24 protein-coding genes are annotated in these 24,767 nt (G+C 67.5%); 14 read left to right on the forward strand and 10 right to left on the reverse strand.

Annotated elements, in window-relative coordinates; translation table 11 throughout:
• Positions 1 to 8 precede the first annotated feature (8 nt).
• Positions 9 to 920, reverse strand: coding sequence for an alpha/beta hydrolase (locus ABGB08_RS22575; protein ID WP_347593331.1), 912 nt, complete (start codon positions 918 to 920; stop codon positions 9 to 11).
• A gap of 63 nt (positions 921 to 983) precedes the next feature.
• On the opposite strand from ABGB08_RS22575, the gene ABGB08_RS22580 reads away from it, so the two are divergent.
• Positions 984 to 1,700, forward strand: a complete 717-nt coding sequence (locus ABGB08_RS22580; protein WP_347593333.1) for a type 1 glutamine amidotransferase — start codon at positions 984 to 986, stop codon at positions 1,698 to 1,700.
• A 188-nt stretch (positions 1,701 to 1,888) separates the two neighbouring features.
• Complete coding sequence (locus ABGB08_RS22585; RefSeq protein WP_347593427.1) at positions 1,889 to 4,840, forward strand: bifunctional [glutamine synthetase] adenylyltransferase/[glutamine synthetase]-adenylyl-L-tyrosine phosphorylase; 2,952 nt, start codon at positions 1,889 to 1,891, stop codon at positions 4,838 to 4,840.
• Here the strand turns inward: ABGB08_RS22585 and ABGB08_RS22590 are convergent, their stop codons facing one another.
• The 6 genes from ABGB08_RS22590 to ABGB08_RS22615 form a co-directional block, all read right to left on the reverse strand.
• Positions 4,841 to 5,044: a hypothetical protein gene (locus ABGB08_RS22590; RefSeq protein ID WP_347593335.1), complete on the reverse strand. Its 204-nt coding sequence runs from the start codon at positions 5,042 to 5,044 to the stop codon at positions 4,841 to 4,843.
• Positions 5,041 to 6,156: an inorganic phosphate transporter gene (locus ABGB08_RS22595; protein ID WP_347593336.1), complete on the reverse strand. Its 1,116-nt coding sequence runs from the start codon at positions 6,154 to 6,156 to the stop codon at positions 5,041 to 5,043. The genes ABGB08_RS22590 and ABGB08_RS22595 overlap by 4 nt, the downstream gene beginning before the upstream one ends.
• A 198-nt stretch (positions 6,157 to 6,354) precedes the next feature.
• A complete protein-coding gene (locus tag ABGB08_RS22600; protein WP_347593338.1) occupies positions 6,355 to 8,271 on the reverse strand; it encodes a hypothetical protein in 1,917 nt (638 codons plus the stop codon).
• 173 nt (positions 8,272 to 8,444) lie between these two features.
• The gene (locus tag ABGB08_RS22605) at positions 8,445 to 9,206 is read right to left on the reverse strand and encodes an AAA family ATPase (RefSeq protein ID WP_347593340.1); all 762 of its coding nucleotides are present in this window, start codon (positions 9,204 to 9,206) and stop codon (positions 8,445 to 8,447) included.
• Between the two features lie 9 nt (positions 9,207 to 9,215).
• Positions 9,216 to 9,443 carry a hypothetical protein gene (locus tag ABGB08_RS22610; RefSeq protein WP_347593342.1) on the reverse strand — a complete coding sequence of 76 codons (228 nt, stop codon included), beginning with the start codon at positions 9,441 to 9,443 and terminating at the stop codon, positions 9,216 to 9,218.
• A 317-nt stretch (positions 9,444 to 9,760) separates the two neighbouring features.
• Complete coding sequence (locus tag ABGB08_RS22615) at positions 9,761 to 10,684, reverse strand: hypothetical protein (RefSeq protein ID WP_347593344.1); 924 nt, start codon at positions 10,682 to 10,684, stop codon at positions 9,761 to 9,763.
• Positions 10,685 to 10,898: 214 nt separating this feature from the next.
• Here ABGB08_RS22615 and ABGB08_RS22620 point away from each other — a divergent pair, with 214 nt between their 5' ends.
• Entirely contained in the window at positions 10,899 to 11,774 is an 876-nt protein-coding gene (locus ABGB08_RS22620) for a maleylpyruvate isomerase N-terminal domain-containing protein (protein WP_347593346.1), read from the forward strand.
• Positions 11,775 to 11,832: 58 nt separating this feature from the next.
• Here ABGB08_RS22620 and ABGB08_RS22625 read toward each other — a convergent pair whose 3' ends face one another.
• The gene (locus ABGB08_RS22625) at positions 11,833 to 11,997 is read right to left on the reverse strand and encodes a hypothetical protein (RefSeq protein WP_347593348.1); all 165 of its coding nucleotides are present in this window, start codon (positions 11,995 to 11,997) and stop codon (positions 11,833 to 11,835) included.
• Between the two features lie 470 nt (positions 11,998 to 12,467).
• Between ABGB08_RS22625 and ABGB08_RS22630 the strand changes: the two genes are divergently transcribed.
• The 6 genes from ABGB08_RS22630 to ABGB08_RS22655 all read left to right on the forward strand — a co-directional run bounded on the left by ABGB08_RS22630 (position 12,468) and on the right by ABGB08_RS22655 (position 18,017).
• Complete coding sequence (locus ABGB08_RS22630) at positions 12,468 to 13,169, forward strand: hypothetical protein (RefSeq protein WP_347593350.1); 702 nt, start codon at positions 12,468 to 12,470, stop codon at positions 13,167 to 13,169.
• A 148-nt stretch (positions 13,170 to 13,317) separates the two neighbouring features.
• On the forward strand, positions 13,318 to 15,390 hold the full coding sequence (locus ABGB08_RS22635) for a hypothetical protein (protein WP_347593352.1): 2,073 nt from the start codon (positions 13,318 to 13,320) through the stop codon (positions 15,388 to 15,390).
• Positions 15,391 to 15,523: 133 nt separating this feature from the next.
• A complete protein-coding gene (locus ABGB08_RS22640) occupies positions 15,524 to 16,174 on the forward strand; it encodes a hypothetical protein (protein ID WP_347593354.1) in 651 nt (216 codons plus the stop codon).
• Positions 16,175 to 16,244: 70 nt separating this feature from the next.
• Positions 16,245 to 16,685: a hypothetical protein gene (locus tag ABGB08_RS22645; RefSeq protein ID WP_347593356.1), complete on the forward strand. Its 441-nt coding sequence runs from the start codon at positions 16,245 to 16,247 to the stop codon at positions 16,683 to 16,685.
• A 1-nt stretch (position 16,686) separates the two neighbouring features.
• Positions 16,687 to 17,658, forward strand: coding sequence for an N-acetylmuramoyl-L-alanine amidase (locus tag ABGB08_RS22650; RefSeq protein ID WP_347593358.1), 972 nt, complete (start codon positions 16,687 to 16,689; stop codon positions 17,656 to 17,658).
• 104 nt (positions 17,659 to 17,762) lie between these two features.
• Entirely contained in the window at positions 17,763 to 18,017 is a 255-nt protein-coding gene (locus ABGB08_RS22655) for a hypothetical protein (protein ID WP_347593360.1), read from the forward strand.
• A 184-nt stretch (positions 18,018 to 18,201) separates the two neighbouring features.
• Here ABGB08_RS22655 and ABGB08_RS22660 read toward each other — a convergent pair whose 3' ends face one another.
• Together ABGB08_RS22660 and ABGB08_RS22665 are read right to left on the reverse strand one after the other, a co-directional pair.
• Entirely contained in the window at positions 18,202 to 18,732 is a 531-nt protein-coding gene (locus ABGB08_RS22660; protein WP_347593362.1) for a GNAT family N-acetyltransferase, read from the reverse strand.
• A gap of 40 nt (positions 18,733 to 18,772) precedes the next feature.
• Positions 18,773 to 20,182: a hypothetical protein gene (locus ABGB08_RS22665; protein WP_347593364.1), complete on the reverse strand. Its 1,410-nt coding sequence runs from the start codon at positions 20,180 to 20,182 to the stop codon at positions 18,773 to 18,775.
• Between the two features lie 196 nt (positions 20,183 to 20,378).
• Between ABGB08_RS22665 and ABGB08_RS22670 the strand changes: the two genes are divergently transcribed.
• The 5 genes from ABGB08_RS22670 (at position 20,379) to ABGB08_RS22690 (ending at position 24,529) form a co-directional block, all read left to right on the forward strand.
• Positions 20,379 to 21,437 (forward strand): SAM-dependent methyltransferase, encoded by a 1,059-nt coding sequence (locus tag ABGB08_RS22670; protein WP_347593366.1) that lies wholly within the window; start codon positions 20,379 to 20,381, stop codon positions 21,435 to 21,437.
• Complete coding sequence (locus ABGB08_RS22675; RefSeq protein ID WP_347593368.1) at positions 21,434 to 22,081, forward strand: hypothetical protein; 648 nt, start codon at positions 21,434 to 21,436, stop codon at positions 22,079 to 22,081. The genes ABGB08_RS22670 and ABGB08_RS22675 overlap by 4 nt, the downstream gene beginning before the upstream one ends.
• Before the next feature lie 62 nt (positions 22,082 to 22,143).
• Positions 22,144 to 22,491, forward strand: coding sequence for a hypothetical protein (locus tag ABGB08_RS22680; RefSeq protein ID WP_347593370.1), 348 nt, complete (start codon positions 22,144 to 22,146; stop codon positions 22,489 to 22,491).
• Between the two features lie 176 nt (positions 22,492 to 22,667).
• Positions 22,668 to 24,347, forward strand: a complete 1,680-nt coding sequence (locus tag ABGB08_RS22685) for a GntR family transcriptional regulator (protein ID WP_347593372.1) — start codon at positions 22,668 to 22,670, stop codon at positions 24,345 to 24,347.
• On the forward strand, positions 24,347 to 24,529 hold the full coding sequence (locus ABGB08_RS22690) for a GntR family transcriptional regulator (RefSeq protein WP_347593374.1): 183 nt from the start codon (positions 24,347 to 24,349) through the stop codon (positions 24,527 to 24,529). The genes ABGB08_RS22685 and ABGB08_RS22690 overlap by 1 nt, the downstream gene beginning before the upstream one ends.
• Positions 24,530 to 24,767: the final 238 nt, after the last annotated feature.

Below are 24,767 nucleotides of genomic sequence, written 5' to 3' on the forward strand. Positions count from 1 at the left end.
TTCCGGAATTATATAGCTGGGTCAAGGGTCAACCGATCGACCACAACCCCGACACACCGGTCATGGAACGCGATCGTGTAGTGATTGCAGTCCGGAACCACCTCGTCGCGCAGCCCCGGCAGCTGGGCGGTCCAGGATTCGGCCAGCGCGTCGGGGATCAGCCCGATCTCCTGGTTCAGCAGCCCACGCGGAGCCCTGAGCAGATACAGCGGCGACTTGATGGCACGCAGCGCCGCGCCGATCGCCTCCCCTTCGGTGAGCAGCTGGCGCCCATCGGTGCGAACCGCGTCCTCCCGCACGCGCGACCGCACGCCACCCTCGATTTCGAGCGCGTCATAACGCACATAGTCCTCCATCGCCGCGGTCCAGTCCGCCAGCGCGGGATGCTCCTTGAAGAACCCGACATACGCCTCGACATCGGCGAACGTCTGGCTCAACCGGGCGATCGCCGGACCCAGACTGAGCTCCAGCAGATCATCTGCCGAAATATCCGGCGGAAGCGGCAACGGCAGGCCGCCGTCGACCAGAACAGTCCGGGCATACTGCCGCTCAACCGCGTGCAGCACCGCCACATACGCCCCCATCGAATGTCCGGTGAGCACGCTCGTCTCATCCGCCCCCACGTACTCCGCCACCCGCTCGACATCCTCGGCATGCCGGCGCAGCCCGTACGGCCCGGAAACGCCCGCGCTGTGCCCCCGCCCGCGCAGATCCATGGCCACCATGGACCACCCCGCCGGTAACGACGACCCGACCCGCTGCCAGGCCATCAGCGACGCGGTGATCCCGTGCACCGCGATGATCAGCCGGGACCCGCTCCCGAACCGCGCGATCCGCAGGTCGCCACCGGGCACGGGTACGCGGTCGAACTCCATGGCCGTCTCCTCACGATCGATCGTCCGTTCGACGATACTGGGCATTCCCGGACAACCTAAAGGACACCGCCCCTGACCCTCGGTCGAGCCTTTCCTTATGATCTGTCCATGGATGCGCGCGTTGTCGTGATTGAGCATGAAGCAGAGGCCGGGCTCGGCTATTTCGCGGCGTGGCTGGCCGGGGTGGAAACCGCGGTCGTACGGCCCTACCTGGGGGAACCCGTACCCGATCGAGTGCAGGACGGGCTGCTCGTGCTCGGCGGCGCCGCCTCCGCGTGGGACGACGAGGAGTATCCCTGGCTGCCGGCCACCCGCGACCTGATCAAGGCCACCGTCGACGACGGTGCGCCCGTGCTCGGCATCTGCCTTGGCGCCCAGCTCATGACGCTCGCCTGCGGCGGCGAGGTGCGCCGCGGCGGGCCAGGGCTGGAGATCGGCGCGGGCACGATTCACATGCTGCCGGAGGCCCGCGCCGACCGGCTCTTCGCGGGCGTGGCAGCGCCCCAGTCGGTCGCGGTGCAATACCACTACGACGCGATGACCACATTGCCGGCACAAGCGGTATTACTGGCCACCGGCGACACCTACCCGAATCAGGCATATCGCCTCGGCGACAATGCGTGGGCAGTCCAGTTCCACCCGGAGGCCACTCCGGACATTTTCCGCGAATGGACGACCGGCTTGACCGGCCATCCAGTCGGCGAGTTGAATTCCCAGGTCGACGCGGCCAGGTCACGATTGCAGGCGCATTGGCGCCCGCTCGCGGAGGCATTCGCCGCCGTCGTGGCCGAGCACGCCACGCGGGTGCGTGGCCAAACCGCGTGATGACCTGATTACGGACAGAAACCGCTAACGACGCGCACAAGGCGGCGAGTTACCGTGTGCGAAGTCAACGACATGGCCTTAACGGGGCGCGCCATGTTGGAGTGGTTCTCTCCGAGAAGGAAGATTAGTTGCGAGTTGACGTCGCGGACATCGAGGCGGAGGAAGGGGCGGTGAACACCGCGTCCCGGATGCAGACCACGGCCGGGCGCCTGGCCCGACTCGGCTTCGCCGACGGGGCCAGGGCCGAACGGCTGCTGGACGAACTCGGACCGGAGGCGGTCGGCGATCTCGACCTGCTCGCGGATCTGATCGCCGCAGCCGACCCGGATCTGGCGCTGACCGCCCTGAACCGGCTGGTCGAGCGCGATCCGAGCATGCTCGGAAGCTTCCGCGCCGACCCCGCGCTCCGGCACCGCATGATCGCCGTCTTCGGCCTCAGCGCCGCCCTCGGCGACCACGCGGTCCGCCACCCGGAGCAGCTGCGCCACCACGAGCACGAGGACCCTTTGAGCGCCCGCGACGAGCTGCTGTTCGCGGTCGGGGCGGACGCGTACCTGCCGGAACCGGTCGCCGGCCTGCCGGCGACCGCCGCCATGGACGCGCTGCGCGCCGCCTACCGGGGCAGGCTGCTGGACCTGGCCGGGCGGGACGTGACCGGCGAGATCACCCTGGCCGGGACGGCCGCCGAGCTGGCCGACCTGGCCGGCGCCGCGCTGGAGGCCGGGCTGGCCATCGCCAGGGCCGAGGTGCCCGAGGCGCTCGACGTGCGGCTCGCGGTGATCGGCATGGGCAAGTGCGGCGCGCGCGAGCTCAACTACATCTCCGACGTGGACGTGATCTTCGTGGCCGAGCCGAAGGAGGGCGTCGAGGAGACCCGCGCCCTCCAGGTCGCCACCCGGCTGGCCCAGAGCATGATGCGGGCCTGCTCCACCACCACACCCGAGGGCACGCTCTGGGAGGTGGACGCCAACCTGCGCCCCGAGGGCAAGCTGGGGCCCCTGGTCCGGACGCTGGACAGCCATCTCGCGTACTACCGCCGCTGGGCCAAGACGTGGGAGTTCCAGGCGCTGCTGAAGGCCCGCCCGGTCGCGGGTGACCTGGAGCTCGGCGGCGTCTATGTCGAGGCCGTCAACGCGATGGTGTGGCAGGCCGCCACGCGCGACAACTTCGTCGAGGACGTGCAGGCCATGCGCCGCCGGGTCGAGGCGCACGTGCGGGTCAGCGAGGCGGAACGGCAGATCAAGCTCGGGCCCGGCGGGCTGCGGGACATCGAGTTCGCGGTGCAGCTGCTGCAGCTCGTGCACGGGCGCTCGGATCCGCTGCTGCGCCGCCGGGCCACCCTGTCGGCGCTGGCCGCGCTGTCCCGTGGGGGATATGTCGGGCGGGAGGACGCGAAGGCGCTGGCGGAGGCGTACACGTTCCTCCGGCAGGTCGAGCATCTGATCCAGCTGCACCGGCTGCGCCGTACCCACATGGTGCCGTCGGACGTCGCCGACCTGCGCCGGATCGGGCGCGGCCTCGGCATGGCGACCGATCCGGTCGGCCAGTTCACGACCACCTGGAAGCGGCACGCCCTCGAAGTCCGGCGACTGCACGAGAAGCTCTTCTACCGACCGCTGCTCCAGGCCGCCGCCCGGCTCCCCTCCGAGGAGACCCGCCTGTCCACCACCGCCGCCCAAGCCCGCCTGGAAGCCCTCGGCTACGCCGACCCGGCCGGGGCGCTGCGCCACATCAGCGCGCTGACCAGCGGCGTCTCCCGCCGCGCCGCGATCCAGCGGACCCTGCTCCCGGTCATGCTCGGCTGGTTCGCCAACGCCCCCGACCCCGACGCGGGATTGCTCGGCTTCCGCCAGATCAGCGACAAACTCGGCACCACGCCGTGGTACCTGCGCCTGCTCCGCGACGAGACCGCCGTCGCCGAGCAACTCGCCCTCCTGCTCGGCACCAGCCGCTACATCACCGGCCTGCTGCTGCACGCCCCCGACGCGGTCGCCATGCTCGGCTCCGCTACCGACCTCGCCGTCCGCCCCGTCGAGGCGCTGCACGCCGAGATCGCCGCCACCGTCGCCCGCCACGGTTCCGACGCCGAAACCGCCGTCGCCTCCATCCGCGCCCTCCGCCGCCGCGAACTCTTCCGTACGGCAGGCGCGGACCTGGCCGGCTACATCGACATCGAAACCGTGGGCCAGGCCCTGTCCGCGCTCAACGACGTCACCATCCAGGGCGCCCTGGACGCCGCCATCAACAAGGTCGCGGTGGAACGCCGCGGCGAGTTCCCCACCCGGATCGCGGTCATCGCGATGGGCCGCCTCGGCGGCTTCGAATGCTCCTACAGCAGCGACGCCGACGTCATGTTCGTGCACTCCCCGATCCCCGGCGCCGAGGAGAAGGACGCCACCGACGCCGCCCACGCCGTCGCCGAGGAACTGCGCCGCCTGCTCTCCCTCCCCGCCCCCGACCCACCCCTCGGCGTCGACGCGGGCCTGCGCCCCGAAGGCCGCCAAGGCCCTCTGGTACGGACGCTGTCGTCCTACCGCGCCTACTACGACCGCTGGTCCTCCCACTGGGAAGCCCAGGCCCTGCTGCGCGCCCGCTTCTGCGCCGGCGACCCCGCCCTCGGCGCCGAGTTCGTCGACCTCATCGACCCGCTCCGCTACCCCGCCGACGGCATCTCCGCCGAAGCCGTGCTCCAGATCCGCAAGCTCAAGGCCCGGATGGAGGCCGAGCGCCTCCCGCGCGGCGCCGACCCCACCCTGCACACCAAGCTCGGCCGCGGCGGTCTCTCCGACGTGGAATGGGTCGCCCAGCTGCTCCAGCTCCGGCACGCCGGGCGCGTCCCCGCCCTGCGCACCACCACCACCCTGAACACCCTGCGCGCCGCCGTCGCCGCCGGCCTGCTCGACCCCGGCGACGAGACCACCCTCATCGACGCCTGGCGCTTCGCCTCCCGCGTCCGCGACGCCATCATGCTGGTCCGCGGGCGCGCCGCCGACAGCATCCCCGGCCTGGTCAAGGAACGCGCCCTCATCTCCCGCACCCTGGGCTACCCACCCGACGGCTCCGAGGACTTCATCGACGACTACCGCCGCGCCACCCGCCGCGCCCGCCTCGTCGTCGAGCGGGTGTTCTACGAGGATTAGTCACTTCTGCAGCATCACGTGCAGGCCGAGGGCGACACCCGCCACGACCACCAGCAGGCACAGGCCCGCTCCGGCACGGCCGATGAGCTTCCCGGAGGACAAGCCGACGAGCGCGAGGGAGAACACGGTGGCCAGGCCCGCACCTGCCACCAAGGAGGCGACCAGGACGCGCCCCAGGGCGGCCAGGTCGAGCCAGTCGTTCATGCCGACCGCTCCTTCGCGGTCCACTTGTCGTTGACGTTGCCGGCGTTGACCGGGGCGCGGCGGGACAACAGGTAGAGACCGCCGGACAGCACTGCGGAGACGCAGAAGACCGTGAGCACGCCCAGGCTGCCGCCGATGCCGTTCGCGCTCGCCCACGCCAGCGCGCCGACCAGCGCGGCCGCCGGGAGGGTGATCAGCCAGGCCACGCCCATCCGGGCGGCGACCCCCCAGCGCACCTCGGCCAGCCGCTTCCCGAGACCGGCGCCGATCACCGAACCGGCGCACACCTGGGTGGTGGACAGCGGGAACCCGAAGTGCGACGAGGAGAAGATCACCGCCGCCGAGGAGCTCTCGGCCGCGAACCCCTGCGGCGTCTCGATCTCCGTCAGGCCCTTGCCCAAGGTACGGATCACTCGCCAGCCGCCCAGATACGTGCCCAGCGAGATCGAGGTCGCACTGGCCACGATCACCCAGAACGGCACCCCCGCGTCCGGGCTGATCACCCCACCGGTGATCAGCGCGAGCGTGATGACGCCCATGGTCTTCTGCGCGTCGTTGGTTCCGTGCGCCAGCGAGACCAGCGACGCGGATCCGATCTGCCCCAGCCTGAACCCCTGGCTCCGGATGCCTTCCGGGACTCTTCTGGTGATGACGTACACGAGGAAGGTGCCGAGGGTGGCCGCCACGATCGCCGTCAGCGGGGCGAGCACGGCCGGGATCAGCACGTGCGAGACCAGCTCCTTCCCCTTGACCGCCGAAGCCCCCGCCGCGATCAGCGTCGCCCCCACCACCCCGCCGATCAGCGCATGCGACGAGCTCGACGGAATCCCGAAATACCAGGTCAACAGATTCCAGGCGAGCCCCCCGATCAACCCCGCGAACACCACGGTAAGCGTGATCGCCCCCGTCTCCACGATCCCCGTCGCGATCGTCGCCGCCACCTTCAACGACAGAAACGCCCCCGCGAAGTTCAACACCGCCGACAACCCCACCGCTACCTTCGGCCGCAACGCCCCCGTCGCGATCGATGTCGCCATCGCGTTCGCCGTGTCATGAAACCCATTGGTGAAGTCAAAGGACAACGCCGTGACGACCACAACCACCAGCAGCACGCCCCCAACATCCATACCGCCCTACTTGGCACCCCAGCCCCGAAGTATGCGGCCAGGCGATCACAAGCCCGAAATATCACCCCCCAAAAACCCCCAAACAACCGACCCCCACGAAGATCTCACCCCCTATGACCACTCCTTTGCGCCCTCCCCCTTGCCCCCGATATCTGCCCGCGCCGAGCCGTCTCCGTGCGGGGACTACTTCGTGGTGGAGGTGGTGGAGCGGGATTTCAGACCTGTCACCCGGCGGAACATGTCCCACCAGAAGGGGGCGCCGAACAGGAGGGCGACGAGGGTGAGGAGGAAGCCCGGCCAGTGGCTGGGGGTTACCAGGCGGTCCCACCAGTCGCCGCCGCGCCAGGTCCAGGCAGGACTGCCGGACGGGGGGATGGCGGCGCTGACGGGGGCGTGCGCGAAGATCTTGACGAAGGCTGGGGTGCTGAGGACATCGGTGACGCAGGTGTAGATGTCCTTGTCGGGTTCGCACTGCGCCTTGATGGGGGCGAGAGCCTGTTCGCCCTGATCGGCGAAGGCGGCCACCGCGCTCCGGTAGGCGTTGTCGTTGAGCAGGGTCTTGCCGTATTCCAGGGCGTCCATGCTGAACAGAAGCGTGACCAGCAGGCTGAGGACGCCGACCGCCCATCGGACATATCTGCGATAGAGCAGCGTGAGCCGTGTCATCTCGCCGTCGAACCAGTCCTCGACGCCCTTGCGGAACGCTTCCATGTCGACCGCGCTGGCGGCGGCCACCTCGCCGGGCGCGGTTGCCGTGCCGGGCGTAGGCACGCCGGAGTCGGTGAAAGGGGAATGAGCGGACGCGGGTGGTGTGGTTACGAGGGTCGCCGGTGTTGGCGGCACAGGGGTCAGGGATGGGAGGGTGCCGCCGGATTTTTCCCAGATAGCGGCCATGGGGCGGTAGAGCGGGCTCTTGAGCCTTTGAAGCTGGCTGAGCAGAGGTTCGATGCCCCCACGGTCGGAAGCAATTTCCAGCAGAGCCACAGAGAAGCGTGACGGCGGAATCTCAGCGATGGTCGTCTTGCCCTGCTTGGCCTCGTCGATTTCCTGAAGGCGCTCATGCAGCAGGTCGGTAAGGGACTCACCGTGCTCCCGCGGATCGGCATGCTCCGCACCATGCGCCGAATCGACGGCCGAGCCCGCAACCGCCCCGGCGAACCCGCCGCCAGCGGCCTGCGACGAATCCACGATCCCAAGGGAACCGAGCGTTTGGTCGGCAGGCGTACTAGCGATCAAGATCTCCGACGGAAGCACAGAGCCTGTCGACCCGCCCATTCCCACCGATCCAGCTGCCCCCACCGTTTCCGACCCGTGTCCCCCCGCCGTTCCCGATCTGTGTTCCTCCGCCGTTCCGTCCAGTCTGATGGAGTCCGGCGTCCCCGCCGCGCCAGCTGTCCCCGCCGTTAAGGGTGATTCCGCCGTCGCGTCTGTTCTGATGGGCTCCGCTGTTCCCGCCGCTTCGGGCGCCCCCGTGGAACCATCCGGTCCGACGGACACCGGCGTCCCCGTCGTTGATGTCGTGCTTGTCGCTCCGGATGCCTCCGTCGTTCCTGCTGGGTCCCCTGTTCCTGCCGAACCAGCCGTTCGTACTGAATCAGCTGTTTCTGCTAAACCTGCCAATGATTCCGCGGCTTTGACCTCGGCGGCGACGAGGGAGTCGGCGGCCGCGGCCAGGGGCGGGCTGTGGACGGGGGCCGGGTAAGGGCTGAAGGCAGGGCGCGGGTCCTTGCCGAAGGGGAGTTTCGCGAAGACGCCGAGAAGGGTCGCGGGCAAGCGCGAGCGGATCAGCTTCGGGGGTGGCAGAAGATCGGAGAGCGCGCTGCGCAGCCTTCTGCTGAACCGGCTGAAGCCCTTGAGCCGGGCATCCAGCCACCGCAGAACCCGCGGGACCTTCTCCACCACCTCGCCACCATCGAGCGTGTCACGCAGATAGGCCCACAGGAATTTACTACGGATCCCGAGCAGCCGGACAAGACCTTCATTCAGCCCGCTGACCAGAAGCGACAGCAACAGAAAGGCAAGAATGAGACCGATGGCAAGGTCGACATAATACGAAACCAAAGTGATCACCCGCGTCGTTGATACACCGTCCACCGCCAACCCGCAACGATTTCAACAAATCAGCTCTCCAAACCATCCAGACCTGGGACACCTTGTATTTCGCGGCCACCGAAAGCCTCAGGAACAAGCTCGGGTCAATACCAGACAGGGGCCAGGACGGCAACCCGGTCTATATCGCCTTCAGTCACGAGCCCATCAGCCATCGCCCTCGATCAGGTGTCCTCGGCGAGGAGATGCCGGAGAAAGCGGTCGGGCGCCGTGAGAAAGTCGCGCGTGAGGGCGACCGGGAGGGCTTCGTCGTAAGTGACCTGCTGGATGGACCCGTCAGCGTCTATCTGCAAGATGGTCGCGCCGGGGAGGGAGAGCAGGATCGGTGAGTGGGTGGCGATGATGAACTGGGATTCCTGCCCGACCAGATCATGGATCCGGCGAAGTACAGCCATGCATCCGCGTACGGACAGGGCGGCCTCAGGTTCGTCGAGCACGTAGAGGCCCTGCGGACCGAACCGGTGGACGACGAGGTCCAGGAACGACTCGCCGTGCGATCGCTCGTGGGGTGAGACGCCCCCGTAGGAGGCCAGCAGTGACGGCCCTGGTTCGCGGTCGAGTCGTTCGATCTCGGTGGCGACGTTGTAGTACGACTCGGCCCGCAGAAAGAAGCCGGTGCGTGGCTTGGCCAGCCCCCAGGTCAGGACGAGGTGATCGGCGAGGGAGGATTCGCTGGCCCGAGTCGCGAATCGGAAATTCTGGCTGCCGCCTTCGGGATTGAAGCCGCAGGCCACCGCGATAGCCTCGACGAGGGTCGACTTGCCGGAGCCGTTCTCGCCGACGAGGAAGGTCGCCGTCGGCGATAACTCAACGCCGCCGGACGTGACCAGCCAGGAGACGGCAGGCAGATCGAATGGGTAGCCGGACCCGATCTGCCGAGTGTCGATTCGCAGTCCCCGGACGAATCCCGGCTGGTTCGTGCCCACCTGGTCAGCCTAGCCAGCCCTGCGCAACGTGGCCTTCCACGGTGCGCCCGCCAGCCTGCGGAGCAGGCAGTTGACCGGGTTCCAGGGCAGTTGCCGCCGCGGCCACCGCGAAGCCGAGCCGCAGTGCGCCCCCGGCACGGTCAGGGCCGCTGGGTCAATCTCGAGCACAGCGCCGTTGGGCAGAACGGCAGCATGATGCTGCGGGCCGTTGCCGTGCCGCTCCACGTCGAAGACCAACCCGACGTGCTCCTGCTGGAAAGCGCGGCACGCGTTTGCCTAGATGCTGTAGATGACCAGCAGCGTCGTCCGCGGCTGTCCATCGATCGAGCGCCGCACCACGTTCCCGTTAGCACTGGCCCGTTGCTAGGACCGGCGCCGCCCCAGAGCGGGGAGGATATGCCACAAACCAAAGAGAGCCACTGGCCCGTTGCTAGGACCGGCGCCGCCGGCTTCACTGTCGTCTTCTCCGACGATGCCGGTGACGACGCCGAACGGTGCCGTTGAAGACCCCGGCCGCGCCCTTGTCGTAGTTGTTGCGCAGCTGGGTGAACGCTCTAATCCCCCTGATCCAACGCCCACACATTGAGGAACTGCGCCCCACCCCGCAAGACCTCATAACGCACCCCAACCTTCCTCCACCACATTCGGCCCTCACCAACGTCCCCCGCTTCGCCGCCATGCGCGACGGGTGGGGTGAGGCCTTCGGCTGTGGTGATGTCGGTGGTGGTGACGGTGAGTTCGGTGGGGAGCAGGTGGCTGCCTCGGGTGGGGTGGGTGGCGATGGCGGTGAGCTGGCGGGTGAGGAGGATGTGGGCGAGGCCGTGGAGGGCGGTCGTCCAGGTGGGCACGTGACGGTCGGGGACGGCGAAGACGCGAAGCTCCGGGAGGCCGAGGCGAGCCATTCCGTGGGTGGCGAGCCGCACGCCTCCGGCATCGAATCCCGATGAGGCGCGCAACCACGATGCCACCGCGAAGTCCTTGAATGACGCCGGCGGAGGAGGACTGGACGGGATGGTCTGGCTGGATTCTGGGCGGGTGATCGGTTGTGGTGCACGCGGAAGCGGGCGCGCTGAGGGAAGCGGGTGTGCTGAGGGAAGCGGGTGTGCTGAGGGAAGCGGGTGTGCTGAGGGGAGCGGGCGGGCGGTGTCCGCGTCGATGGGAGTGCCTCCGAGGGAGGAGGCGAGCGCTGTGGCGGCGGACGCTCCGGCCCAGAGGTGGGTGAAGGGCCAGCCCGGCGGCGATGTGCAGCTCACCAGGAGATGGGATGAGCTTTCCAGCAGAGGAAGCAAGGGTTCGAGTTCGGGCGAGCAGGTGGCGCAGCACAACAGCTCGGCCACAGCCATGACACGCGGGTCCGCCGCCGTCACCTGCTCGACCGAGAGGTCGGACACCGCGACGGTGGGCGAAGTTCGCAAGGTCTTGGGCGCGACGACCAGAAAGGCAGCGGTCAGGGACTTCGGCAGAGGCAGCAGAATCACCCCCGCAAGGTGTCATCTCCGCGACCGCCCTTGACCCCCCGAACCTCATTCTGTGGATGCTCGTTGTTATCCACAGCCCCTTACGAGCTGAAAGCTTCAGGCCCGTAAGGGCAAATCCGCAGATGTCCTGATCATCGCACTTCTGAGTAAAGCCGAATGGGAAGGCGATTGTTAATCTGCTGGTGTTCCAGCTGAGTTCTGGAGGTGCGTCGTGGTGGGGACGATCACGCTAGGGCAGTGGCAGACATGCCGGGATGCGCTGCGGCGGACAGGCGACCGGTTTCTCACGCTGGTCGGATCCGTGCCCGATCCCGAGGCGATGGCCACCGCGGAGTGGACGGTGGCCGACAGCGTCGCCCACGTGCGCAGCATCGCCTCCCTCTACACCTCGATCCTGCAACCGGACAAGGTCGCGCACCCGTTCCCCGACGTCGAACACCAGATCATGACCACCACGGTGGACACCGTCGCCGAGATCAACGACGTAGTCCTGCGCCAGTTCACCGAACGGGACCTCCGCGTTCTCCACGACCTTCTCGCCGGCGACATCGACGACATTCTGCACGCCACCGAGAACGCCGACCCCGCCGCTCCGGTCCCATGGCTGGGCGATTCCCGCGTCCCGATCGCCGGTGTCCTCGCCCACCTGGTCAACGAACTCCTGATCCACGGCTGGGATATCGCCCGCGCGGCCAAAACCCGCTGGGAGTTACCGCCCCAGGATGCCGCCCTGTTCTTCGAACTGTTCCTCGTCGGAATGCTGCGCAACCACGCGGGCGGACTGCTCGGCCCCCCGGTCCCCGGCCGCCGGATCGCGGTCGAATTCCATTCCGCCCACACAACCCCCGTCACCCTCGTGCTCCAAGACCGCCGGGTAACCCTCGAAGAGACCGGCCAAGGCGCCGACGTCCGCCTCTCATTCGACCCCCCGACCCTCAACCTGATGCTGTTCGGCCGCATCAGCAAAGCCCGCGCCGCCCTCACCGGCAAGATAACGGCCCGCGGCCCCCGCCTCTGGCGCCTCCCGGAGTTCCTCCGGATCGTCCACCTCCCCTCAAACTCCTATCCGAAAACCGGAAATCCGCAGTGACGCGGTCACGCTCCTTCGCCATCCACTCAAGACCGGAATCCGCGCCGACGTGACCACGCTAGCGGGCGGGCGACGAAACGGACCGCACCGGCTCTCGGTCGTATGAGTGCCCCGGCTGGTCGTGGATGCTTCGGAAGGTCGTGTTGTACCCGAACAACGCGCTGGTGGACGGGAAGAGGCCGTTCAACGCGGTGTCGCCGGGGGCGATCCTTGCGACGTTCATCCAAGAGGGGCAGGCCCGCGGTGCGCTGACCGGCCTGTCGTACGGCTTCTCTGCAAGCCACGACAGCGCGGGACCTCCGTGGGCGCACTCGCTGACGCTCGCGCTGGAGCCCGGCATGGATCTCCTCACCGTGTTGATCAACCTCGGTGCGCAGGGTGTCCTTGACTGGCGGATGCAGGGCCGGACTTTGCAGGTGTTCAACTCGGAGACGGTGCTTGGCGCTGACCGGGCGTCCGGTCCGTTGCCGGTTGACCTGCGCTTTGGCCGCGACATCACGGAGGCGCCGGACACGGGGACGTTGGAGGATGCCGCGTCGGTCATCCTGATCGGAGGCGAGGCCGGCCTGTCGGTGGAGGCCACCCATCATCAACGGCACGATCCCGGCGAACGCGAAGATCACCGCTGGGACAATCACAGGTGGGCTCATCCAGGCCGAGGCGATCCAGTCTCCACATATCGCGGCGAACGCCGTGACGGCCGACAAGGTCCAGGCCGGGGCGATCGATGCTGCTCATATTGCCGCGAACGCGATCGATGCGACGAAGCTGACGGTTACCGCCATCGACGGCAAGACGATCACAGGCGCACACATCCGCACCGCGGCGACCGGCCGGCGGCTAGAACTGGCCCCACCGGGCGCGACCTACCCGGAGATGCGCTTCTTCCCGGGATGGGGCGGCGACTACTCGCTGCTGCAGACGCGGGACGACATCGCCCCGGGTGAGGCCACGCTGGTCATCACCTCCAGCCAGGACGCCGCTGCGAGCTTCCGGGCGCAACTCCAGATCGGCGCCACGCTGACCCGGCTCAACGTGATGGACCAGAACGCCGCCCAACCGAAGGGCGGCCGATTGGACATCGCCTCTTCGTACGGCAGGTATGGCTACTACGCCGGATCGCCAGCGACCGAGACGTTCATGCACACGGACGGGACCGGCGTTTTCTACATCCGAGGCCGCTACCTGGACGAAGCACAGATGGACGCCTACGACGCTGTGTCGGTTGGAACCACAACCATCGGCGGCAGCGGCGGAACCATCAACTACATGTGGGTGCTCTATCCAGAGCCCATGGCGATGCTCATGGGTGTGGTGGCGATGGTCAGGGACGGCGCCGCCGGATCGAGCTGTCGTGGTGGAATCACCGTCACTAGGGGGTGGCTACGTCACTGACCTCTGAGAGCCGGTCATCCTCACCCCACCTCGTTGGCTGGCTGCATAAGAGCGACGCGATGGGGCCCACCGATTCTTCCGATGCTTGGAGGTTACGGTTGGATGTCGGCCGGGCACATGGAGTGAGTCACTCGAGGACAATATGGCTATGGCGGGCGGTGGCCGGAGACGGCGGTTCCTGATCCTGATTGCCGGGCAGGTGGCGCTGGTCGGGGCGGTGCTGGTGCTGGTGCTGGTATGGCGGGTCACAGACCTGGGGACCGCAGCCGACACCGGGCAGGTCGTGGGGGTGGCGCTGACTGTTACTGCACTGTGGGTGCCGTTGTTCCTATGGTGGTGGCGGGGCCGGCATCCGGCAGTAGCATCCTCGGCGATGGTGGCCTCGGCGGCGGACGCGTTGGCCCGTCTGGTGGCCGCCCAATGGGAAACCGAAGCCGAGCTGAGATCCTTGGATGATCCGCATCCAATGCCAGTGTGGTGGCGGCTGCTAGCCGACTCGGAGCTGGTGGATGTGGCGGGTCAGGTAGGCGCGGCCGGGTGGGAGGGCGCCAGCGATCAGATCAGGGAGTTGGCGGTGCAGTTCCAGGCGTTGGAACGGCGTCGTCTGGTGGTGCTGGGCGGGTTGGGCACGGGCAAGACCACCCTGGCCGTCCAGTTAGTCCGCGAGCTAATCCGCATCCGCCAGGATGGCGATCCGGTTCCGGTGCTGATGTCGGCCGCCAGTTGGGACACCGCGACCCATCCCGGTGTGTGGGAATGGACGGCCGCCCAGCTCGCCCTGTTCTACCCTGCTTTAGGCGCGGCCGAATACGGACCGCACGCCATCACCGACCTCACGGCGGGCGCCGACCCGCTTGTGCTGCCGGTCATCGACGGGCTCGACGAAGTCCCCCTGTCGGCCCGTGCCGCGGTTCTGGACGCACTTAACCGTACCCTCGGCCACGGCGGCTTGATCCTCACTTGCCGCACTGACGACTACACTGACACCGTCGTTGCCGCCGACACTGCGCTGACCGGCGGCGCGGTCATCGAATCGGTTCCCCTCCGCCCGATCACGGCCGCTGCATACCTGGAACGGTGCTTGCGCCGTGCTCCCTCCCCGGCCTGGCAGTATGTGCTGGACCAGCTGGCCAGCCAGCGGGACATGCCTACCAGTCCTTTGGCCCAGGTGTGTTCCACTCCCCTTGGGCTGTGGCTTGTTCGTACCGTCTACCGGCCGCCTACCATCAGCGGCCCCGCTCCTGATCCGACCCCTCTCACCGACCCCGCCGCTTATCCCACGACTGCCAGCCTGCGTGCCCACCTGTTTGACCAGCTCATTCCCGCCCTCATTCGACAACGGCTCCCCAGCGCCGATCCGGGCCATCTGTTCCGGCCTCGGCGCCTCCATGACCCACAAGACGCCAAGCGCTGGCTCACCTGGATCGCCTACCACCTCACCCATCCCCGCACTCCCGACGGGCGCGCCCGTACCCGCGACTTCGCTTGGTGGCACTTAGCCCCCCGCACTCTCACACCCACCCGCATACGCACAATCACTGGACTCGTGGGTGGGCTCGTATTTGGGCTCGTGGGTGCACTGGTGGGTGCACTGGTGGGCTCGCTGTCGGGTGGGCTCGCGGGTGGGCTCGCGGGTGGGCTCGCGACTTCAAGATCGCTGGACCCCGGTTACGCCAACCTCACTCTTCGCCGCCGCACAAAAGAACTGTTGAAGCGGCTCGCGTTTGGGCTCGTGGGCGGACTCGTGTTTGGTCTCGTGTTTGGCCCCGCATTCGGGCTCGTGTTTGGGCTCGCGGTCGGGCTCGCGGTCGGGCTCAGCACCTGGATGGCATCTCCCGCACCTTTGGACCGGGTGAGCACACCAGCCAAGACATTACGCGGTGATCTCACCCTTATCCTCGTTCGCGTGATCGCGTTTGGGCTCGTGTTCGGGCTTATTTTTGGGCTTACGAATGGGCTCGTGGGTGGGCTCGCATTGGGGCTCGTGTTCGGGCTCGCATTTGGGCTTGCGTTTGGGCTCGGAGGTGCTCAGCATGGTGGAGCGTCCTGGAATTATCTGCTCGCGGTCAATCATCTGAATCGACGCGGAATACTTCCGCGCAACCTGATGGCGTTTCTCGGTGACGCTCACCGGCTCGGTCTGCTCCGCGCGGTCGGCCCCATCTACCAATTCCGCCACGCCGACCTCCAAGACCACCTCGCCGACCAGACCTTCAGTTAGGGCTGAGACAGATCGATGGGCACAATAACTCCAAGGTCTCGTTGATACGCGCCCACACGTTGATCTGATCAAGCTGGCTCTGCCGGTCCCGAGCATCGCTTCCGTGTCTCACCTATGAATCCAAGGGGGCCTGATGGTTGCTCAGATCTGGACGATCTGGGACTGCGAATTCGGATACAGCCACACGTCATTGACCGGTGCAGACGGCGGGGACCGTGATCAGCCGTCCGGGGCCGAACCGCTGTGGGCCATCTACGAGGTGGACGCATCCGGGCGTCGGGGTGTCGGCCGCGTCCCGCACAGCACGTTCGAGTGGAAGGCCGCCTTGTACGGCCTGGACCCAGAGGACATGGACACCCTGCTGGACGTGATCTTGCACGAGCGGTTCATCCCGAGCCCGCAGGATGCTCTGGCGTGGGAACACCCGATCCTGAAGCGGATCTTGAAAGCGACCCAGGATCTACCGGACTGCTGGACACCCGGCGTCTCGGACATAACCCGCCGGGAGGCACATCTGGCGCGGATCGCCGCGGTGAAGGAGATGGCGGTACGGCTGGAGCCTGCTCAGCAGTCCGACCGACAGGCCGCACTCGAGTTCGTCGGGTCCAGGAGGGCCGCACCGATCGACCCGCTGGAGCCGATGCGCCAAATCCGGCTGGACCCGTATCGGGTGGAGTCCCGGAAGCTCACGGTTGAGTGGCGGCGCGGCAACGGGGAGCCGACTGCCACACGGAAGCCGCCGAGCACGTTCCTCGGGCCGCTACTGGCGGGGACCGAACAGTAGAGCAGCAATCGACTTTTGCTTTGCGCCTCCAAGCACCAGCTTGGGGGTTTTTCCATTTCAAGGGGGTCTTGTGATCGCGGGGGCTGAAAGCAACGTGATCCTCACGGCGGCTGCGGTGGTCGTGCTCCTCGCGGCCGCCGCGTCCGGTCTGTACGTGCTGGTCGTCAAGCCCGGCCGGAAGCTGTCGCAGATCGCCGACATGCTCGGCGACGTCCGCGACGACTGGTTCGGGGTGGAGGAGAGGCCGGGCGTGCCCGGCCGACAAGGCGTGATGGTGCGGCTCGCCTGGATCGAGGAGCAGCTGCGGGAGAACCACGGCACCAGCTTGAGGGATGCCGTGAACCGCACGGAATCCGGTATGCGCCGGGTGGAGGACGCCCTGGGCGTGCATCTGACGGAGCACCGACTGGCGGCTTCGCACCAGCGGGTCGTCATCAACACCACGGCGGTGCAAGCCGACCTCCCTCGCGACCACGAGGACCCCGCCGACACCTCGAAGGAGGACAGCTGACATGCCGTGGCTGACGCAACTCGCCGACGTTGCCCGACGCACGGGTTATCCCGTGACGGAGGTCGGCGGGTGGAGATCCCGGGGGCATGGACCCCAGCCTTCGGTACAGGGCGTGGTGGCACACCACACCGCCGGGTGGGACGACCTGCGCGTTGTCAGGGACGGCCGGCCGGGACTGCCGGGGCCGCTGTCGCAGATCTGGCTCCAGCACACCGGGCGGATCTGGATCGTCGCCGCAGGTCGATGCTGGCACAACGCGCCGAGCACGAGCCCGTACCACCGCAACGACACGAGCCTCGGCATCGAGGCCGAGAACGACGGCCGCACCCCTTGGCCGAGCGCGCAGCTCGACGCCTATCACGCGCTGTGCGCGGAGCTGTGCCTGGAGTTCGACCTGCCCGCGGCCCGGGTGCTGGGCCACAAGGAGGTCAACGTCCAGAAGATCGACCCGCACAGCCTCAACATGTCCACCTTCCGATCGAACGTCGCCAGGCGGACGAAGAACCCCGGAACGATCACTAATCAGCAGGAGGAAGACGTGCCCGAGGTCATCTCTCTGGGTGCTGGTGAGGACCAGGACGTTCCGGCCGGCGGCGAGCTGGCGGTGCGCTGGCACACCGAGTGGACCGACGATCCGTCCGCGCACGGCGAGGACGGTGTCGCGGTCCTGGTCAGCGGCTCCCGCTGGTGTATCGCGGACGGCCTGGTGAAGGTCCGCGGCCTGCCCCCAGGCGCGGAGGTGGACATCGCCTGGTCGAGGTACAGCCGCGACGGCAAGACGTTCAAGGACGACGCCTGGCGGCTGACGGCGCACGCCGACGCCAACGGCCGGGTCGAGGAGTCCGTGGGCGGCCAGTTCTCGCTCAACACCAACAACCAGTTGCGTCTTCGCGTGCTCAACCCGCGCAACGACGTCGCCGCGGCGGTCGTCGAGAAGGTCTCGATGGCCAAGATCAGCATGTTTGGCCGCTGATCACCGCTTCCAACCCTTCACCCTGATTCGTTGGAAGCGCGGCCCGCGCTTCCAACGTGCGTTGAACCCCGCCATGGTGGCGGGATGCCCCGGAGGAGAGGCACATGCACGCTGAGCCCGTAACCTATTCCAGGCCCGTGGAGGCCAAGGTCAAGGCGATGACCCTAACTTCCTACTTCGTCGGTGTCGCCGGTATGGCCATTCTGCAGGTGGTCGCCGACGACCCGTCGCTGATCTCGTTCCTGCCCGACTGGGTGGAGGCGATCGTCCTGCCGCTGGTGCCGACCGGATTGGCGGCCCTGGCCGGTTACAAGGCCAAGCACACCCCGCGGCCGGACCTCCCGGCCAACCGGCGGTAGCACCTGCACTCGAAAAGCGCCCTGCTCCTCCAATCGTTGGAGGAGCAGGGCGCTTTCGTGTTCCAGAGGGATCGAGAGGTCGGCGGCAACGACGGCGACCCGCTGCACTTCGACGACCCGCTCATGGCAATGAGGAGCGATGCCGCAGGCGTGCCCCTAGGTGTTCGATGACGTGGGCCTATCGTCAGTCCAGGATCAAGACGTCGGTCACCATCGCATCCGGTGCCGGGCGGCAGGTTCCGGCCATCCGCCAGCCCCACCTCAAATACTTGGCATGCGCAGCGGCGGCAGGGTTGGCCAGAAGCGTCGCATACGGCTCGGGCCGTCCCTCCAGCAGGAGATCCAGCAGGCGTTTGCCGTAGCCGTGACCGCGATACTCCGGCAGCAGATTGAGTTCGATGACCGCGAATTTCGCCTGCGCCACCGCCTCGGGCGGGCCGGGTGTCGTCTCGCCGCCCCACCAGGCACCTTCGGCCATCGGAAGACCGAATGCGAACCCGGCCAGTTTCCCGGCCTCATCGTTGGCGGCGACGAGGGCGAACCCCGCACGCTGGGCCTGGGCGCTTGTCCGGTCGCGGAACCTGTCGCGCCGATACAGGGGTCCACTGTTGTACGGCGGTTCTTCTCTGATCCGGAGGTACACCTCGGCGTATTCGTCGCCGAGCACAGCGGCGGCGGCGTCCTCTCCGGTCATGCGGTAGAAGGCGATGCTCATCACGAACCTCTCGGAAGGGCCAGCTTCTCCCGGTATTCGATCACAGCGGGCAAATGGGTTCGTAACTCGTTCTGAGGCACGACAGCGACAACGGTCGAAGCCGCGTGTAGGACGAAGCTCGCACATCGTCGGTGCCGAGTAATTCCAAAGTCCTCCGGGCGTAGGCCAGTCCTTCCGACACATCTCCTGAGCGCACCGCAGAGGTAGCCACATGCAGGTGCACTTGCGCGGACTGGCGGGCGGCATGGCGCGACCGGCCGGGAGCGTAGGCGGCGATCGAATCTTGCTGCGCCTGGCCGGCAGCAGGATAACCAGCGAGGGTATAGACGAGCGAGCGAGTGTGAAGCAGCCTCTGTACCGGCCAACCCCACACAGACACCTCATCGTCGGTGATCGAGCCGGGAAGCAGCTTGTAAACGCGCGCCTGCTCGTCGAGCGCCTCGAATGAACCCTCACGATCCCCCATCAACGCCAAAGCATGCGCCCGAGCGCCTAACGCCTTGGTGGTCGCATGGCAAGGCATCCCGCGAGATGCCTTTAAGGCTGAATCGACCCGGGCGAGAATCAGCGGGAGCGGCCGGGGCTCGTAGAGTCCCAGGATCGCCTCGAAGGACGCCACAAGGGCGACCATGTCGTCACCGGCCGCCGCGGCGGCTCGGCGCGCTGAGGACCACCAGTGGTGGGATTGTCTGATGTGACCAGCCGAACCGAGAGCGTAGGCGAGGAACATCATCATTTCGGCATTGACTCGTGCCCAGCCTGTAGCTCTCTGCTTGGGCATGATTTCCTGCAAGGCCAGGATATCCACGCTCAGGTCGCTGATCACTTGAGGCAGTGGGTGAGAGACCATCCGGTGCGCGTACTCCCACGCGCGCTCCTCCCAATCGGCCAGGTCCGGCCCGCCCAACCCTTGGTCTATGACCGTATGCAGGCGTTCTAGTCCGTCCAACGGGGTAAACGCGGCGGTTGCTCCCAGGCCGACGATGCCGATGAGCAGCTGACGGCGTAGTTCTTCCATATCCATAGCATCGTGGGGGCGCGCGCTGGAGACGACAGGCTGGCGATCCGTATTGGCCTGGCCGCCGACGTCCTCCGCAGCCATGGTCCTCGCGCCAAACTGAAACATTCCTCGCCGATTCGTGGGCGCTTCCTCTTCATGAGATGTCCTAGGGACACCTAAAGGCACTATTTGGGGATCATATGCGGATAAAAGGTCAGCGGCGCTGTGTCCGGGAAACATCCGCTCCAAGACCCGGCAATGCTCAGGCCGCGGGACGGTCTTCACCTTGCCCGACAGCCACCGGTTGAACTGCTCGCGGCTAGGGGCGGTGCCGGCCAGCGTCTTGTCCACCCGGCTGGCGATCTTGTTGTACTCGATACTGAAGGCCCGGTGTGACTGCAAATGCCGATTGGTCAGGAGCACCTTCAACAGAGTCCGCTGGCTGGACATGAGTCACACCTGCCCTCATCAGGATGGGTCCGATATGAGTCCGATCCCCGGATGATTTCACGATAGACGGCGTTCACCATGGAATTCCCGTTTCCGGGCCTTTTCAATATCCGTGACACACGGACGACACGCCAATGACTGAATGTGACGCACCTGCGACGCTGCAACGACCGGTTTCGGTCCCTAGCGTCGAAGCATGCCCCCTCTCGACGACACCCCCCAGGCGGGGCTCGATGCTGACCTTCTCGGGCATCGGGCTTCTGTTGCGCCGCCGGTTCCCCGTCAGCCCGTTCCTGTCCAGCGGGATGCCGGGCCGGGAAAGAGCCCGGTCGAGTTGGCGATTGAGCAGGTAACCGACCCTGATTCGGAGCCGGTGAGGCATCGCCGGTCGCTTCTGCTGCCGACGGCGATCGCCTACGACCGCAGGGAACCCAATGGCGCTCGGATCTATGACTACCTGCTCGGCGGGAAAGACAACCATCCGGCCGACCGGGAGGCCGGCGACCGACTGGTGAGGCTCATTCCGGATGTGCCTGTGCAGGTGCGGGAGAACCGGTACTTCTTGCACCGGGTGGTGACTGAGCTGGTCGGCCTGGGCGTCCGGCAGTTCATTGACATCGGCTCTGGGCTTCCGACCCGGGACAACACGCATGAGGTCGTCCAGGCCAGGGTCGGGGCGCTGGCTGCCGCCGCCGAGCGGAAGACACCGGATGAGACGCGGGTCGTCTATGTCGATTACGACGAGCTGGCGTGTGTACACGGCCGGGCCCTGGTCTCCGGCCAGGAAGACCGTGTGGCCATGGTGCACCAGGACCTGCGCACCCCCGAGAAGATCTTCGAGGATGAGACGGTTCGTAAGCCGATCGACTTCAGTCAGCCGGTCGCCGTCCTCATAATCGCCGTGCTGCACTTCATCACCGATGCGGAGAACCCGGGCGCGATCATCGCCCGTATCCGGGACCGGTTGCCGGACGGCAGCTATCTGGCCATCTCTCACGGCTGTCCGGATGGGATGGAACCGGAGGCTCTTGCGGCTTCGGTGGCGGTGTATGAGAAGGCGTCCGCCCCGTTTACCCCCCGCTCACGCGAGGCGATCACCGCTTTGTTCGACGGCTGGGAGCTGCTGGAGCCGGGCGTGTGCGAGGTCTCACAGTGGCGGCCGGAGCTGGACCGGGTCGACATCGGGGGGAACGGCGCGCCCGTGATCGCCCGGTCGGGCGCGACGTTCGTCGGCGGTGTGGCGGCGAAGCGATGAGCGAGGCTGTTACGCCGGAGGTGGTCGGCGATCACGCGCCGCAAGTGGCGGACGGGCCGCTGGCCAGGGTGCGGGCCGCGTTGCAGGCACACCATCTTCTTTCTTACTACCGCGTCGGCGACGGTGAGCCGAGGTCTGAGCCCGTCGCGGAGGAGTCGGCCGGTGAGGATCTGCGGCTGGTGGTCTTGCATCCGTCCGGAGGCAAGTCCGCGAGCGTGGGCTGGGTGGGCGCGTGTGGCGCTTACCTGCTGCACATCCCGCATGGGGACAGCGAGCACGGCGGGCACGCGGTTCTGGTGGAGGGCGAGCGGGCGGCGGTGGGGAGTCTGGCCTTGCTGTGGGGAGTGACGGCCGCTGGTGATCCGGCGGCCGACCGGTTGCGCGAGCTTGAGCGGATCCTGGCCGCGCGTGGAGTCTCAGCGCGGATGGTAGAGGGAGAGGAGGTCCGGCTGGAGGTGGACCGCCTGGAGGCGACGCCGGTTCCGGTGCCGGTGAGCGTGGTCGTGGGCGGCCGGGGCGGGGCCTATCTGGTGTACATCGGATCGGGCGAGCCGGCCTCCACGCTGATGGCCAGGCATCCGGGCGAGGCTGCCGGGCTGGTCATGCGCGCGATGAACCGGGGGAACGATGCCTCCTCCGATTGAGACTCCTTCGGCGTTCGGGATGCCGGTCTCCCCGGTGATTGCGCATGGCGGGGAACTCTTTGGTGATCCGCGGGGTGTCGGTGCGTCTCGATTCGGGCCGTTCGCGGGGTGACCTGCCGATGCCGCTGACGTGGGAGTGGGAGGTAATCGGGAGGACGGCGACCCGTACGCATAACGGGCGCCATGTCGTGGTGACGGCGAGGAACGAGAAGGAGCTCGGGCTGGCGATCAGTAATTGGGAAGCCGGCGAGAGGAAGCGGCTGGCTGATTCCTTGAAGAACTTGGGTGCCGTCGTGGATGAGGCACTTGATCGTCTCTCCGCGAGAATCGGCGATCAATCCGCTGATGTGGATGTTGCGGGCAAGTCCGGTACGAGCAGCGGTCCCGTTCAAGACCGGGGAACCTTATGAGTGTTCCCGGGAGGCACGCGATCGATTCCGAGGAACGGGTGCGCCTGCGTGGGGAGGGTGCCACGCTGCGGCAGATCGCCGACGCTGCCGCAGTGCCGATGTCCCCCGTGCGGAAGCGGCTGGCCACCGCAGGGGGGCCGCGCGGGAGGAGGCGGCGGTCTGTCCCTGGTCGCAACGTGAGCGTTGAGCAGGTGGCAGGCCCGTACCAGGCCGGGCAGGGCATCCGCGCGATTGCCGCCTCGCTGGGAGTCGGCGTGTGGACGGTCCGGACGCAGCTGGAGGCGGCGGGCATACAGGTCCGGCGGGGTCCCAGGCCCAAGCCGGTGACGGCGGCCGATGAAGATCTGATACGCCGGTACCAGAACGGGGAGAGCATCCGCGTGATAGCCGCCTCGCGGCGAACCGATGGCAAGAAGGTCCGGGCGCAGCTGGTGGCGGCGGGTGTGCGGATCCGGCGTCGGCGAGATGCTCGCGGGCTGGCGGAGGTCACCGATGCGGAGTTGGCGGGCCGTTACCAGGCTGGGCAAAGTCTCGGCGTGATAGCCGCCTGGCTGGATGTGGATCGGGGGACGGTGCGGGCGCGGCTGGCGGCGGCGGGCGTGGAGATACGGCCGCGCGGCCGTATCCGCAAGCCGGTGGACACCTCGGCGAAGCCGAAGCGGGCGCGGAAACAGCTGACGGTCAGTGGGGAGGAACTGGCGGAGTTGTACCGGACTGGATCGACGGTAGCCGCCCTGGTGGCGAGGTTCGGGGTGTCTAAGGAGAAGGTTCGGGCGCGGCTGCGGGCTGAGGGGGTCGCGATGCGTCGGCCCGGAAGACGCCGCACCGCTGATGTCGCCGCGCGGTCTGAGTCGTCCGCGACGCCTGATCGGCCGGTGGGTCGTCGGTCCTGGCCTGGCGGCGAACAACCGAGCAGCGAGCAACCAGCCGCCCGGGAGAGGGCTGATGAGGCCGTTGCCCCGATCGGGTCGGGCGCGCTTGTGGCGGGGTCGCGCCTCCGGTCTCACCGTGGGCCGACGCAGCAGGCCGTAGCGCCCGGCACCGCGCGTGCCCGCCGGGCGGTGAACCTCCCTCGCCAGGAGGGTCGGCTGGTGACGATTAACAAGACCACCGTCGTCGCCCCGCCGGAGAACCGGCCGGGCCGAAGGGAACAGGACAAGCCGATGAGCGAGGGGACCGGCAGGCCGGGACGGGCGAACCTGATTCGCCAGGACGGCATGACGCCGATATACATACAGATCGCCGATCTGATCGCCAAGCAGATCGCGAACGGGGACCTCGGCCCTGGCGCACCGGTCGCCAGCGCGCGCGAGCTGCAGAGCGAATTCGGGATCGCGCTGATAACCGCACGGAGCGTCCACCGGGAATTATGCGATCGAGGACTCGCCCGTACCGTCCCCGGGGAGGGCACGTTCGTCAGCCCGGCGTGGACGCCACTCCAGGGGGAAGGTGACGGCGAAAGTGACCGCGCACCGGCGAACGGATCCGATTCACCTGGGACGGAGCGCCGGATCCGGCGTGACGGCATGGCGCCGATGTATGTCCAGATCGCCGACATCATCGAGGAACAGATCAGCAAAGGTGAGCTTGGCCCTGGTGACATGGTGCCGAGCGAACAGGAACTGAAGCGCGATTTCGGGATCGCGCAGATGACCACCCGGCGTGTGCACCGGGAGTTACGTGATCGTGGGCTCGTCCATACCGTGGCGGGGGAGGGCACGTTCGTCGGGCCGGAGGGGACGCCCCGACCGGCTCACATGCAGCCGTTGTACCAGCAGATCGCCAATGAATTGACCGCTGCCATCTGCGCGGGCAGGCATCGGCCGGGGACCCGATTACCAGTGAAAGAGATCTGATGGTCGAGTTCGGCGTGGCCAAGGCCACGATCCGGCAGGCGATCGCCAGCCTCCGTACGGAGGGCTGGGTGATCACCGTGCCCTATCGGGGAACTTTCGCGGCACCTCCGCACCTGTGGCCCGAGCCGCCCCCAGACGTGGAAGGGCCTCCTACCCGCCCGAGTGTGGAGCCCAGCCGGTAGGAGGCCCGACCACCCCCGCGCGGCCCGAAGACGTGGGAGGGCCTCCTGCATGCCCGAGTTCGCGAAGTTAGTCCGGCTGGCAGGAGGCCCGACCACCCCACGGGGATACAGCGGATCAACGAACCGGCCGCGCTGGCTCGTCTCAGACGTGGCCGGGCCTCCTTCGGCCCGGTTTCCTGTCGGTCATTGGGGGCCCGGCCACCGCAGGGGAATACAGCGGATCAACGAACCGGCCGTG

The organism is Acrocarpospora sp. B8E8 (genome assembly GCF_039871605.1).
Classification (GTDB): Bacteria; Actinomycetota; Actinomycetes; order Streptosporangiales; family Streptosporangiaceae; genus Acrocarpospora; species Acrocarpospora macrocephala.